Annotated in this window: 14 protein-coding genes; 6 read left to right on the forward strand and 8 right to left on the reverse strand. The window is 72.3% G+C overall.

The window, feature by feature from the left end:
- From DMB66_RS54980 to DMB66_RS66360, 7 genes are all read right to left on the reverse strand, one after another.
- The coding region (locus tag DMB66_RS54980) for a copper transporter (protein WP_158647679.1) at positions 1–328 on the reverse strand (328 nt) is incomplete at its 3' end.
- 26 nt (positions 329–354) lie between these two features.
- Positions 355–1,533 carry a putative cytokinetic ring protein SteA gene (steA, locus tag DMB66_RS54985; RefSeq protein ID WP_125811999.1) on the reverse strand — a complete coding sequence of 393 codons (1,179 nt, stop codon included), beginning with the start codon at positions 1,531–1,533 and terminating at the stop codon, positions 355–357.
- 137 nt (positions 1,534–1,670) lie between these two features.
- Positions 1,671–3,428, reverse strand: a complete 1,758-nt coding sequence (gene recN / locus DMB66_RS54990; RefSeq protein WP_125812000.1) for a DNA repair protein RecN — start codon at positions 3,426–3,428, stop codon at positions 1,671–1,673.
- Positions 3,429–3,561: 133 nt separating this feature from the next.
- Positions 3,562–4,449: an NAD kinase gene (locus DMB66_RS54995; RefSeq protein ID WP_125812001.1), complete on the reverse strand. Its 888-nt coding sequence runs from the start codon at positions 4,447–4,449 to the stop codon at positions 3,562–3,564.
- Positions 4,446–5,306, reverse strand: a complete 861-nt coding sequence (locus tag DMB66_RS55000) for a TlyA family RNA methyltransferase (RefSeq protein WP_125812002.1) — start codon at positions 5,304–5,306, stop codon at positions 4,446–4,448. The genes DMB66_RS54995 and DMB66_RS55000 overlap by 4 nt, the downstream gene beginning before the upstream one ends.
- Positions 5,307–5,337: 31 nt before the next feature.
- The gene (locus tag DMB66_RS55005; protein WP_125812003.1) at positions 5,338–5,688 is read right to left on the reverse strand and encodes a hypothetical protein; all 351 of its coding nucleotides are present in this window, start codon (positions 5,686–5,688) and stop codon (positions 5,338–5,340) included.
- Positions 5,689–5,880: 192 nt separating this feature from the next.
- Entirely contained in the window at positions 5,881–6,945 is a 1,065-nt protein-coding gene (locus tag DMB66_RS66360) for a hypothetical protein (protein ID WP_370321237.1), read from the reverse strand.
- A 191-nt stretch (positions 6,946–7,136) separates the two neighbouring features.
- Here DMB66_RS66360 and DMB66_RS55015 point away from each other — a divergent pair, with 191 nt between their 5' ends.
- From DMB66_RS55015 to DMB66_RS55035, 5 genes are all read left to right on the forward strand, one after another.
- Positions 7,137–7,472 carry an SCP2 sterol-binding domain-containing protein gene (locus DMB66_RS55015; protein WP_125812004.1) on the forward strand — a complete coding sequence of 112 codons (336 nt, stop codon included), beginning with the start codon at positions 7,137–7,139 and terminating at the stop codon, positions 7,470–7,472.
- Positions 7,473–7,555: 83 nt separating this feature from the next.
- Entirely contained in the window at positions 7,556–8,446 is an 891-nt protein-coding gene (locus DMB66_RS55020; protein ID WP_125812005.1) for an ABC transporter ATP-binding protein, read from the forward strand.
- A complete protein-coding gene (locus DMB66_RS55025; RefSeq protein ID WP_125812006.1) occupies positions 8,439–9,260 on the forward strand; it encodes an ABC transporter permease in 822 nt (273 codons plus the stop codon). Before DMB66_RS55020 ends, DMB66_RS55025 begins: the two co-directional genes overlap by 8 nt.
- 5 nt (positions 9,261–9,265) lie before the next feature.
- Complete coding sequence (locus DMB66_RS55030) at positions 9,266–10,372, forward strand: sensor histidine kinase (protein WP_233625527.1); 1,107 nt, start codon at positions 9,266–9,268, stop codon at positions 10,370–10,372.
- Between the two features lie 346 nt (positions 10,373–10,718).
- Positions 10,719–11,387: a response regulator transcription factor gene (locus DMB66_RS55035; RefSeq protein WP_125812008.1), complete on the forward strand. Its 669-nt coding sequence runs from the start codon at positions 10,719–10,721 to the stop codon at positions 11,385–11,387.
- A gap of 123 nt (positions 11,388–11,510) precedes the next feature.
- Here DMB66_RS55035 and DMB66_RS55040 read toward each other — a convergent pair whose 3' ends face one another.
- Positions 11,511–11,912 (reverse strand): nuclear transport factor 2 family protein, encoded by a 402-nt coding sequence (locus DMB66_RS55040; RefSeq protein WP_125812009.1) that lies wholly within the window; start codon positions 11,910–11,912, stop codon positions 11,511–11,513.
- 60 nt (positions 11,913–11,972) lie between these two features.
- Here DMB66_RS55040 and DMB66_RS55045 point away from each other — a divergent pair, with 60 nt between their 5' ends.
- A complete protein-coding gene (locus tag DMB66_RS55045) occupies positions 11,973–12,542 on the forward strand; it encodes a TetR/AcrR family transcriptional regulator (RefSeq protein WP_125812010.1) in 570 nt (189 codons plus the stop codon).
- The last annotated feature ends 279 nt before the right edge of the window (positions 12,543–12,821 follow it).

Raw genomic sequence — 12,821 nt, forward strand, 5'->3', positions numbered from 1 at the left:
CCCCGGCGACCTTGAGCATCGCGATGGTGCCCTCGGCGTAGTCCTGGCCGGTGGGCATCACCACGACGAGGATCTTGCGGCCGGTGAGCTTGCCGTTGAGCAGCCCGGGCGAGATCTGGGTGGCGAACTCCTGGGTGCGGCTCAGCTCATCGCGGTATTGATTCGCCTGGTCACGATAGTTGCTGTTGTCCTTGCTCAGCGCGTCCACGCGGTCCTTGAGCGTGTCGACGACCGGCCCGTTGAGCGCGGCGGTGCCGACCACCAGCCCGATCGCCAGGGCGAGGAAGACCGCGGTGAGCGACACCACGTGGTACCGGAAGTTGATCACGCCAAAGCCTCTGAGTCACTCGCGGATTAGAAGAGCTGTCCTAACTGGAAGACCAGATTGTCCCACCACTCGGACATCACGGAGAGATAGGCCTTACCGACCGTGGAGACCGTGATCGCGGAGGCCATCGCCGCGATCGCGGAGAGCACGAGCAGCACCAGCGAGGAACCGGAGATGTTCTGCTTGTAGAGCCGGCTCACACCCTTGGCGTCGACCAGCTTGCCGCCGACCTTGAGCCGGGTGAGGAACGTCGAGGCCATGCCGCCGCGGCCCTTGTCGAGGAATTCGACCAGGTTGGCGTGCGTGCCGACGGCCACGATCAGTGTCGAGCCCTTCTCGTCGGCCAGCAGCATGGCGAGATCCTCGCTGGTGGCGGCGGCGGGGAAGGTCACCGCGGGCACGCCGAGCCCGTGCACCCGGTCCAGGCCCGGGGCCCGGCCGTCCGGGTATGCGTGCACGATCACCTCGGCGCCGCAGCGCAGCACGTCGTCGGTGACCGAGTCCATGTCGCCGATGATGATGTCGGGCGTGTAGCCGGACTCGACCAGCGCGTCCGCGCCGCCGTCGACGCCGATCAGCACCGGCTTGAACTCGCGGATGTAGGGCCGCAGCACGTCCAGGTCGGCCTTGTAGTCGTAACCGCGCACGACGATCAGCACGTGCCGCCCGGCGATCCGGGTCTGCACGTCGGGCACGCCGACGCCGTCCAGGAGCAGGTCACGCTCCTGCTTGAGGTATTCCATGGTGTTGGCCGCGAAGGCCTCGAGCTGCACGGACAGGCCCTCTCGGGCGTCGGCCATGGCGGCGGCGACGGTCTGGGTGTCCTGCCGGATGCCGGTGGCGATCGCCTCGCCGCCGAGCAGCACGGTGTCGTCGGAGACGCCGACGACGTCACCCTCGCTGATCCGGTCGAACACCTCTTCGCCGAGGTCGTCGATGAGCACGATGCCGGCCTGGATCAGCACCTCGGGCCCGAGGTTCGGATAGCGGCCGGAGATCGAGGGCTTGACGTTGAGCACCACGGCGACGCCGACGGCGACGAGCGAGTCGGCCGCGACGCGGTCGATGTCGACGTGGTCGATCACGGCGATGTCACCGGGGCGCAGTCTTCCGACCAGGCGCTTGGTCCGGCGATCGAGTCGAGCGGTGCCGGAAAGGACTCCCGGTTCGACGCTCCGGGTCCGGCGCAAGGTGGGAAGTCGCATCCAGGCCATCCTGACACGCCGTTTCATCTGTGCCGCACGCGACATGCACAAGGTCACCGACAAAAGGGATGTATTACCCGTCACTCATCGTAGCTTTCCCCGTTCCCCGGTCTTCCTCGGTCGGCCCCGTCCTCCGGTCAGCCGCGTTTCTCTTTGTCGGCGACGGCGAGCAGCTCCTCGGCGTGGGCGATGCCCAGATCCGAATCCGGCAGGCCGGCCAGCATCCGGGCCAGCTCGCGGGCCCGCTCGGTCTCCTCGACGATGCGCACCCCGCTGGTGGTGATCGCCCCGCTGGTGTCCTTGGCGACCACGAGATGCCGGTCGGCGAACGCGGCGACCTGCGGCAGGTGGGTCACGACCAGCACCTGGTGGGTGCGCGCCAGCCGGGCCAGCCGGCGGCCGATCTCGACCGCGGCCTGCCCGCCCACCCCGGCGTCGACCTCGTCGAAGACCAGCGTCGGCGGGCCGCCGGCACCGGCGAACACCACCTCGATGGCCAGCATGACCCGGGACAGCTCGCCGCCCGAGGCGCCCTTCTGCAGCGGCAGCGCGGGCGCGCCGGGGTGCGCGATCAGCCGCAGCTCGATCTCGTCACCGCCGTCCGGCCCGACCGCGGTCTCGGCGCCGTCGACCGGAACGGTGGGCTCGTCCCGCCCGCCGACCCGCGGCTGCACGATGACGTCCACCCGGGAATGCGGCATGGCGAGGCCGACCAGCTCGACACTGACCTGGTCGGAGAAGCGGCCGGCGGCCTCGACCCGCGCGGCGGTCAGCCTGGCGGCCAGCTCACCGACGGTCACGGCCAGGCGCTGCCGCTCCCTGTCCAGCTCCTCGAGCAGATCGTCCGAGCTGTCCAGCGCGGCGAGCCTGCTCCGGGCGTTGTCCGCCCAGGCGATGACGCCCTCGACATCGTCGGCGTACTTACGGGTCAGCGCGCGCAGCGCGGCCCGCCGCTCGTAGATGACCTCCAGCCGGGCCGGATCCGCGTCCAGCGCGCTCAGGTAGGCGGACAGCTCCGCGGAGACGTCACCGACCAGGGTGGCGGCCTCCTCGACGCGGGCGGCCAGCTCACCGAGCGCCGGATCGACCCCGGCCTGCGCCTCCAGCGTGCGCCGCGCGGCGCCCAGCAGCACGGTCGCGTCCGCCGTCTCCTCCGTGGCCTCCACGCCCCCGGCCAGCGCCTGCGCGGCGATCGTGGCGGCGGTGCGCAGGCCCTCGGCGTGCTCCAGGCGCTGCACCTCGGCGCGCAGGTCGTCGTCCTCGCCGGGCTGCGGGTCGACCCTGTTGATCTCGTCGAGGCCCAGGGTCAGCAGGTCGGCCTCCTGGCTGCGCGCGCGGGCGTGCCGGCGCCGGTCGGCCAGATCCTCGACCACCGCCCGCCAGCGGGTGAAGGCCTCCCGATAGGACTCCAGCAGCTTCTCGTGGCCGGGGCCGGCGAACCGGTCCAGCGCGGCGCGCTGCTCGGCCGGGCGCAGCAACCGCAGCTGGTCGGACTGCCCGTGCACGGCCACGAGCTGCTCGCCGACCTCGCTGAGCATCGCCACCGGCATGCTGCGGCCGCCGACGTGCGCCCGCGAGCGGCCCTCGATGGTCACCGTGCGGCTCAGCAGCACCGAGCCGTCGTCGTCCATCTCGCCGCCCGCGTCGGTGATGCGGGTCTGCACCGCGTCGCCGAGCGATCCGGCGAGGCGCAACCGGCCCTCGACCACCGCCCGGCCCGGGTCCGCGCGGACCCGGCCGGCGTCGGCGCGACCGCCGAAGAGCAGCCCGAGGCCGGTCACCACCATCGTCTTGCCGGCACCGGTCTCGCCGGTGATGGCATTCATGCCCGTGGTCAGCCGCAACGTCGTGTCGTCGATGACGCCGAGCCCGGTGATGCGCAGTTCCTCCAGCACAGGGCGAACAGTATCGGTGCCCACCGACAATTGCCCACCGCGTCCGGTCGACGAGGATCGTTCACGACGGTGGAGATCGAGTGCCGGGGCTGCGGGAAGGCCCGGATCGAGGTCGGTCGTGAACAATCCTCGATCAGCGGCGATTGCCCCGCCAGCCGTCGACCGGCAGGGCGAACTTGGCCACGAGAGTGTCGGTGAACGGCCGCGGCGCGAGCCGCACCAGCCGCACCGGCAGCTCACCGCGCTGGACGGTGACCTGGGCGCCCGGCGGCAGGTCCCAGGTGCGCCGGCCGTCGCAGCAGAGCACCGCGAACGACGTGTACGGGTCGACGGTCAGCACGAACACCGACGTCGGCGCGGTCACGATCGGCTTGCTGAACAGGGCGTGTGCGCTTATCGGCACGAGCAGCAGCGCCTCGACCTCGGGCCATACGACCGGGCCGCCCGCCGAGAACGCGTACGCCGTGGAGCCTGTCGGTGTGGCGCACACAACACCGTCGCAGCCGTACCGGGACAGCGGCCGCCCGTCGACGTCGACGAGCAGCTCGAGCATCTGGGCCCGCTGGCCCTTCTCGACGCTGACCTCGTTGAGCGCCCATGAGTCGGCGATCAGCCGGCCGTCGTACTCGGCGCGCACGTCCAGGGTGAGCCGTTCGTCCACGGTGTAGTCGCCGGCGACGATGTCCCGAACGGTCTGGTCGATGTTGTTCAGCTCGACCTCGGCCAGGAAGCCGACCTTGCCGAGGTTGATGCCCAGCAGCGGAGCCTTGGCCGGGCGGGCCAGCTCGGCGGCGCGCAGGAAGGTGCCGTCCCCGCCGAGCGCGACGACGATCTCCACCCCTTCGGCGGCCGTGGGATCGTCGACCGGCGTCACCCCGGGCGGCAACTCGAGGTCGGCGACCTCCTGCGCCATCACCCGTACCTCGAAACCGGCCGCGACCAGGTCGCGGGCGACGGTCTGGGCATGCTGGGTGCTCTGCCGGCGACCGGTGTGGGTGACCAACAAGGCGGACCGCGTCACGAATCCTCCATCAGGTGCGAAACCGGCGGCGATGCCGGCCCGGCGGAGGCTACCGTGCCGGACGGCCCGGCGGCGACAACGGCATGCACCCGGGCCGCATCGGCGGGCGGCGCGTCCCGGCGGAACCACAGGAAGAACTCCACATTGCCGCTCGGGCCGGGCAGCGGGCTGGCGGCCACCCCGGCGACGCCGAGGCCCAGCCCGGCGCCGGTGGCGGCCACGTCCAGCACGGCCTCGGCCCGCAGCAGCGGATCCCGGACGACCCCGCCGGAGCCGACCCGCTCCTTGCCGACCTCGAACTGCGGCTTGACCATCAGCGCCAGATCGCCGTCGGTGCCGGTGCAGGCGGTGAGCGCGGGCAGCACGAGCCGCAGCGAGATGAACGACAGATCGGCGACGGTGAGATCCACCGGACCGCCGAGCAGGTCGGGCGTCAGGGTCCGCACGTTGGTGCGCTCCATGACGGTGACCCGCTCGTCGGTGCGCAGCGGCCAGGCGAGCTGGCCGTAACCGACGTCGACGGCGTAGACGTGCCCGGCGCCCCCGCGCAGCAGCACGTCGGTGAAGCCGCCGGTCGAGGCGCCGGCGTCGAGACACCGGCGGCCCGCCACGCCCAGCCCGGCGAAGGCGGCCAGGGCGCCGGCCAGCTTGTGACTGCCCCGGGAGACATACTCGGTGGCCGGATCGTCGCCGGTGACGACGACCGGATCCGCCGGGTCGATCATGGTGGCGACCTTCTGCGCCACGGTGCCGCGGACCTGGACCCGGCCGGCCGCGACGAGCGCGGCGGCCTGCTCCCGGGACCGGGCCAGCTTGCGGCGGACGAGCTCGGCGTCGAGACGCGCACGGCGGGCCATGACAATCAGAACCTTTTCTCCGGTACGGGGATCAGCGGTCGATGCCGGCCAGGGTCTCCTGGAGCACCTGGTGCGCGGCCTCGTACTCGGCGATCTGGTCGCCCGGGGCGAGGGCGGCCGCGTTGGCCAGCGACTGCAGCACGGCGTCGACCGCGGGGTGCCCGGTGCCGTTGGCCGCGTCCGGGCGGTGCTCCGGTGCGCTCGGCGCGGGGGCGTGCTGCCCGGCCGGCTGCTGCCCAGCCGGCTGCTGGTCGAGGTGGGGCTGCCCGGCCGGTGGTTGTCCGGCCGGGGGCGGGCTCGGGCGGTAGCCGCCGGGAGGCGGGCCCGGACGAAAACCGCCGGGCTGCGGGCCGGGGCGGGGTGGCTGATGCGGGTACGACACGGCGTGGCCTCCGGCGTGGCGGGGTTGATCGTCCTGGTCGCGTGGTATCGGGTCGCTTTGATAGATCTTGGTAGTTTCTGGCCCTCCAGGGGGCCAGTGGCTACCGAGATCTCAACGCAGCGCCGTCGTTTGGGTGTTTTGTCGGTGCAGTGTGAGGGTGTTGCCGAGGGGTCGAACCCCACGAAATGGTAATCAATCGGGATTGGATGCCCTCTTGGCGGCCTTCTTGGCAGGAGTGCTCTTCGCGGGCCTGACCGGTGCGCTCTTCGTCGCCTTCGCCGGTGCGCTGGTGGTGGCATCATCCGCCGGCGTGCCTGTACCGGTGCTGCCACCGGCGCCCGTTGCCGGGGTCGCCGTTGCCGGGGTGGCTTTCTTTCTGGCCGCGACCTTCTTCGCCGCGGGGACAGCCGGCGGTAGCTCGGTCGCCGCCGCGGCTTCCTTCACAGGCGCGGTCGGCGCTGCCGCGGTTCCCGCCGGAGTAACCGACTCCGCAGGCGCGGCCTTCGCAGCCCCTGCGGCCTTCGCAGCCCCCGCGGCCTTCGCAGCCCCCGCGGCCTTCGCAGCCCCCGCGGCCTTCGCAGCCCTTGCAGCCTTCGCTGGAGCGGCCTTGCTCGGAGCGGCCTTGCTCGGAGCGGCCTTCGCCGGGGCGGTGGCTTTCGCCGGCACGCGTTTGGCGGGGGCCGCTCCCGGCGTCGTCGCCTTGGCCGGCGCGGGCTGGGCCCCGGCAGAGCCGTCGCTCGTGGTCGGGCCGGCCTTCCGGGCCAGCACCGCCGCGGCGGGCATCGCGTTCGTCGTCGGTGTGGCGGCGGCCGGCATCGCGTTCGGAGTCGCCTTGACCGCCTTGCGCGCCACAGCCTTCTTCGCCACCGTCTTCTTCGCCACGGCCTTCTTCGCCGGAGGCGCGACATCGGCCGGCCCCGGCTCAGCCAGGGTCACCTCGGCCGCCTCGCTTGCCTCGGCTGCTTCTGCCGCCTCGGCTGTCTCTGTCGCCTCGACGCCGGCTGCTCCCGTACCGCCGTCAGCCGCGCTCGCGCGCGCCCGGCGCAGCTGCCGTTCCAGATCGCGCACCCGGCTGTTCAGGTCGGACACCTCGTCGGCCGTGGCCAGACCGACCAGCCCGAGCGCCCGGTCCACCTCGAAGCGGACGATGTTCGTCAGCGCCTCGCGGTTGGCCACGCCGGTCGAGAGCAGATCCTCCACCAGGCCCTGCAGTTGCACGGCGGTCGCGCCGCCACGGTTCACGAGCTGGCCGGCCACCTGCTGGGCCCGCTTGCGGGGTGCCTCGGTCAATCCGAGCGCCATCTCCAGATACGCCCGCCATGCGTCCTGCATCTTGCTCCCCTCCGACCCGCGCCACGCGTGTGCTGGTGCCACGCTACCGGGCGCACCCGCAGCTGCCTTGCGGTACCGTGCGGAGCGTCGAGGTGGCGTGGTGCGGGAGGTTCGACTTGGCCAGCGTGGACGAGTGCCGGCAGGCGCTGCATGATCTTGCCGCCCGGCTGGACGCGAACGCGGAGACCCGGGGCAAGCTCGACCTGGAGCGCACCCTCGCCTGCCGGGTGAGCGACCTGGGCGCCGCCTTCCACGCCCGGCTGACCGGCGGCCGCCTGGTCGACATCGCCGACGGCGACGACCCGAAGGCCAAGATCGCCCTGACCGCCGCCGGCGACGACCTGATCGCGCTGGTCACCGGCCGGCTCGACGTCACCCGCGCGATCGCGTCGCGCCAGGTGACGATCAAGGCCAACCCCTTCGACCTGCTGAAGCTGCGCAAGCTGCTCTGAGCCCAGCCGTACGACCTGAGGCGTACGGAAAACGTCGCTTCTGAGCGGACGCGCCCCACCCCGCCCCCGAGCACGATGGGCCCATGACAGCACCCGTCGAGGCCCGGCGACTCACGAAGCGGTATGGCACGCTCACCGCCGTCGACAGCCTGGATCTGCGCGTCCGCACCGGCGAGGTCTACGGTTTCCTCGGTCCCAACGGCGCCGGCAAGACCACCACCCTGCGCATGCTGCTGGGCCTGATCCGGCCCACCGCCGGCGAGGTGCGCCTGTTCGGCCGGCCACCGGGGCGGCTCGACGGCGTCGGCGCGCTCGTCGAGGGGCCAGCCTTCTATCCATACCTCAGCGGCCGCGACAACCTGCGGGTCATGGCCCGGCACGCCGGCGTCGCGCCCGGCCGGATCGCTGCCGTGCTCGACCAGGTCGACCTGAGCGACCGGGCCGGCGACCGCTTCGCGGCCTACTCGCTCGGCATGAAGCAACGCCTCGGTGTGGCCGCGGCCCTGCTCAAAGACCCTCGCCTGGTCGTGCTCGACGAGCCGACCAACGGCCTGGATCCGGCGGGCATGGCCGACATGCGGCTGCTGGTCCGCCGCCTCGCCGCGGCCGGCTGCACGGTGCTGCTCTCCAGCCACCTGATGACCGAGGTGCAGGAGCTGTGCGACCGGGTGGGCGTCATCGCGGCCGGGCGGCTGGTGGCCGAGAGCACGGTCGCCGAGTTGCGCGGCGAGCCGGGCCTGCGGCTGGTCGCGACGCCGCTGGCGGACGCCGCGGCACGGGCCCGAAGCCTGCTCGGCGCGGCGGCCGTCCAGGTCACCGACGGCGGCCTGCGGCTCAGCGTGCCACCGGCGCGCGCCGCCGAGATAAACGCCGCGCTGGTCGGCGCGGGCATCGCGGTCAGCGAGCTGCGCGCCGAGGAACGCAGCCTCGAGGCGGCCTTCCTCGCCCTGACCTCCGGAGAAAGCCATGCGTGACGACATCCGCGCCGAGGCGCTCAAGCTGGTCCGCCGCCCGGCGATCTGGGCACTGCTGGCGATCGCCCTCGGCCTGAGCCTGACCTTCACCTACCTGATTCCATACGCGGGCTATGCCGGCGGCACGGGCGGGCCCCGCGCCGACCGTGGCCTGGCGGCGTTGCTGCCGGAGCAGCTCGTCGGCAATTCGATCGGCGGCCTGCCGGTGTTCCTCGGCGCGCTGATGCTGATCCTCGGCGTGCTGGCGGCCGGCAGCGAATACGCCTTCGGCACGTGGAAGACGGTCCTGACCCAGGATCCGGACCGCCTTCGGGTGTATGCCGCCAAGCTCGTCACGGTCTGCCTGGCCGCGCTGGCCGGGGTGCTCGCCGTCTTCGCCGTGGGCGCGGTGGCGAGCGTTGCCGTCGCGCTCGCCGAGGACCGGACGATCGGTTGGCCGGGCGCGGGTGAGCTGCTGACCGGGATCGGCGCGGGCTGGCTGATCGCGGCGATGTGGACGGTGCTCGGCGCGCTGCTGGGCATCGCATTGCGCGGGGTCGCCCTGCCGGTCGGCCTGGGCCTGGTGTGGCTGCTCGCGGTCCAGAATCTGCTGGCCCTGATCGCCGCGCCGCTGCTGGAGTCGGTGGCGCAGCTGCAAAAGGCCCTGCCCGGCCCGAATGCGGGCTCGGTGGTCTCGGCGCTCGGCGCGGGTGCGGACACTCCCGGCGTTGAGGCGCTGGTCGGCGGCGGCCAGGCGGCGTTGGTGGTGGCGGCCTATCTGCTGGTGTTCGCGGCGCTGGGCGGCGTGCTGCTGCGTCGGCGTGACATCCTGTGAGCGCCATGAAAAGCGTGCGGAGATACCTGCCGGACGGGCTGCTCGCGCTGGCACTGCTGGCGATCGGCCTGCTCGGCACGGCGCCCGCGGGCCGCAACCAGGGCATCCCGTCGATCTCCGGCTGGGCGTACGCGCTGGTGATCACCGCCGCCGTGGTGCTGGCCGCTCGGCGCCTGCTGCCGGTGACGGTCCTGGCGATCACCACCGTGGCGGTGTGCCTCTATCTGCTGGGCGGCAACCCGTTCGGGCCGATCCTGCTGAGCCTGGCGATCGCGATGTATTCGGTGGCGGCGCACCGCCCGCTGCGACCGGCGGCGATCGCGGCCGCGGGGGCGCTCGCCCTGCTGCTCCTCTCCGGTCTGGCCGGTGACGGCTTCACCATGGAGGCGGTCGCCCCGCAGGTCGCCTGGATCACCGGCCCGCTGGCGATCGGGGTGACCGTGCGCGTGGGACGCGAGCAGGTGCTGCAAAACCGCCGCGACGAGGCCCGCCGGCAGGCGGACGCCGAACGCCTCCGGGTCGCCCAGGAGGTGCACGACGTGGTCGGCCACGGCCTCGCCGCGATCATGATGCAGGCGGACATCGCCCTGCACGTGCTCCCGAAACAACCGGAGCAGGCCGAGGCGGCGCTGACCGCGATCAGCCGCACCAGCCGCGAGTCCCTCGACGAGCTCCGCGCCACCCTGGGCGCGGTGCGCCGCGGCGACGACGTCGACGACCGCTCCCCCGCCCCGGGCCTGGCCCGCCTGGACGCGCTGGTCGACCGCACCCGCGCGGTGGGAGTCCCGGTGGCGGTCGAGCTGGCCGGTCCGCTGACCGCCCTGCCCGCGGCGGTCGACCTGGCGGCCTACCGCATAGTCCAGGAATCACTGACCAACGTCCTGCGGCACGCGGGCACGGCAACGGCATCGGTCAGCCTCGCCCTGACAAGCGACGGCCTGAAAATCTCGGTCAGCGACACGGGCCGCGGCGGACCAACCCAGCCGGCTCCGCACGGCCACGGCCTAGCCGGCATGAAGGAACGCGTGTCAGCCCTCGGCGGCTCCCTGACCGCAGGCCCCCGCCCAGAAGGCGGCTTCACCGTAACCGCAAACCTCCCGGTGCGCCGATGACCACCAAACCAAGCAACAACCCCATGCCGCTCCTCCACGGAATCGGATACGCCGAGGACCGCCAAGCCAGGCAACAACCCCACGCGTCCCGCGTCCACGCATTCGAGCACGGCGCCGACCACCAACCCGGGCGACAACCCCACCCCTACACCAATTCGGGCGCGCCGATGTCGATCAAGCCAGACAACAACCCCGTGCATCACGCGTCCACGCATTCGAGCACAGCGCCGACCACCAACCCGGGCCGACAACCCCACCCCCGCCCTCCACGGAATCGAGCGCGCCGATGACCGCCGGACCAGGCGATGACCCCCTGCGTCGCGCGTCCATGGATTCGGGTGCGGCGATGACCTCGGGCGCCGCGATCCGGGTGCTTATCGCGGACGATCAGGATCTGGTCCGGCTGGGCCTGCGCACCCTGCTGACCAGCGAGGACGACATGATTGTGGCCGGCGAGGCGGCGGACGGCCTCGCCGCCGTCGAGCAGGCCAGGGCCCATCGGCCCGACGTGGTGCTGATGGACGTGCGCATGCCGGGCATCGACGGCATCGAGGCGACCCGCCGCATCGCCGCGGACCCCGACCTCACCGGCACCCGGGTCATCGTGCTGACGACCTTCGAGATCGACGCCTACGTCTTCGACGCCCTGCGCCACGGTGCGAGCGGCTTCCTCATCAAGGACACCAAGCCCGCCGAGCTCGTCCGCGCGATCCGCCTGGTCGCCGCCGGCGATGCGCTGTTGTCTCCTTCGGTGACCCGCCGGGTTGTGCGCGAATTCGCCTCCCGGCCGACCCGGGTGCTGCGACCGCATCCCCGCCTCGACGCCCTGACCGACCGCGAACGCGAGGTCGTCGGCCTGGTCGGCGAGGGCCTGAGCAACGACGAGATAGCCGCCCGGCTGGTCCTGAGCCCGGCCACAGCCCGCACCCACGTCAGCCGGGCCATGGTGAAGCTGTCCGCCCGCGACCGCGCCCAACTGGTGGTCTTCGCCTATCAGTCCGGCCTGGTCGACTGATCCACAGCCGGCGAGCCCGGCACCGACGGACCACCCACCTCGCCCGCAGCCGGGGAGCCCAGCAACAACGAACCACCCACCTCGCCCACAACCAGCGAGCGAGCGCTTGATCTTGTTCGGTGGTCAGTCACGCAGGGGCGTGCGCCGGGGACGGATGATGCGGTGCGTGATGCGCCAGCCGGCGGCCGTCCGTTCGATGGTGTCTTCGTAGGTGACGCTGTTGGCCGATCCGTCCGCCATGATCCCGAGCCCCTTGGACAGGGCGTGGACGCTGCCGTCCGCCGTCTCGCGCATGACGATGTTGGTCACGTGGTGCGCGACCGGATTGCCGTCGGCCAGGGCCAGCGCGGCTTCGCGGATTGCGGGGAGACCGACCAGCGCGGCCCCTCCCAGGGCGGACACGTCGTAGGTGACGTCCGCGGTGAACAGGGCCGCCAGGCCCTCCAAGTCGCCGCGGTCGGTCAGGTGCCCGTGCTGGTTGATCAGATCCGTGATGGCGATCCGGTCGTCCGTGGTCAGGGCCACCGCGGGTCCTCCACGCTAAGTGGGGCACTCCCCGTTTACTTGCCGGTACCGTATACGGGGATGTCCCCGGATAGCAAGCGCGGCCCGAGGGCCGACGCGTCCCGAAACGCCGCCCGGCTCGTCGCCGCCGCCCGCGAGGTGTTGGCAGAGGCGGGCAACGACGCTGCCTTCGACGTGATCGCCCGACGGGCCGGCGTCGGCAATGCCACGCTGTACCGGCACTTCCCGACCCGCGCCGACCTGCTCGTGGCCGTCTACGCCGACGAGGTGACCGCTCTGTGCGAGCGCGGTGCGCAGTTGTTGGAGTCCACCGAGCCGATGGACGCGCTGTTCGCCTGGCTCGACGAGTTCGTGATGCACGTGGCCACCAAGCGTCCACTCGCGCTGGCCGCGACGGACGGGGCCGCCGAGCGCCGCACCACGCTGTTCCACCAATGGCACGCGGCAATCACCTCGACGGCCGAAGACCTGGTCCGGCGCGCCCAGCCGGGACTCCGCTCCGATGTCACCGCTACCGACGTGCTGACGCTCGCCAGCGGTGCCGCCCTCGCCGCCGACCCCGCGCACGCCTGTCGTGTTGTCGCAATGCTGCGTAGCGGCATCGCCGCTCAACCCGCCGCCGAACACTGACATTTCGCCGCGAACCGCGAACCGCGAACCGCGGACCCCCGACCACGGACCCCAGACCACGGACCCCAGACCACGGAGCACGGACCCCAGACCACGGAGCACAGACCCCAGACCACGGAGCACAGAGCACGGACCACGGAGCACAGACCACGGACCACGGACCACGGCTCCGGTCGGCAGGGAGCGAGCAAGCGAGGGAGCGAGGGAGCGAGGGAGCGAGCGAGATCCTCGCCGATGACCAGGCGCGCCGTTCGCCCACGCTCGATCGCTGACCGAAAC

The sequence above is a fragment of the Actinoplanes sp. ATCC 53533 genome, from assembly GCF_003947245.1.

Coding starts and splice junctions, on each gene's coding strand:
- DMB66_RS55035 (WP_125812008.1), top strand. CDS start 10,719: ATGACCTCGGGCGCCGCGATCCGGGTGCTTATCGCGGACGATCAGGAT.
- DMB66_RS55030 (WP_233625527.1), top strand. CDS start 9,266: ATGAAAAGCGTGCGGAGATACCTGCCGGACGGGCTGCTCGCGCTGGCA.
- DMB66_RS55020 (WP_125812005.1), top strand. CDS start 7,556: ATGACAGCACCCGTCGAGGCCCGGCGACTCACGAAGCGGTATGGCACG.
- DMB66_RS55045 (WP_125812010.1), top strand. CDS start 11,973: ATGTCCCCGGATAGCAAGCGCGGCCCGAGGGCCGACGCGTCCCGAAAC.
- DMB66_RS55000 (WP_125812002.1), bottom strand. CDS start 5,306: ATGGCCCGCCGTGCGCGTCTCGACGCCGAGCTCGTCCGCCGCAAGCTG.
- steA (WP_125811999.1), bottom strand. CDS start 1,533: ATGCGACTTCCCACCTTGCGCCGGACCCGGAGCGTCGAACCGGGAGTC.
- DMB66_RS55025 (WP_125812006.1), top strand. CDS start 8,439: ATGCGTGACGACATCCGCGCCGAGGCGCTCAAGCTGGTCCGCCGCCCG.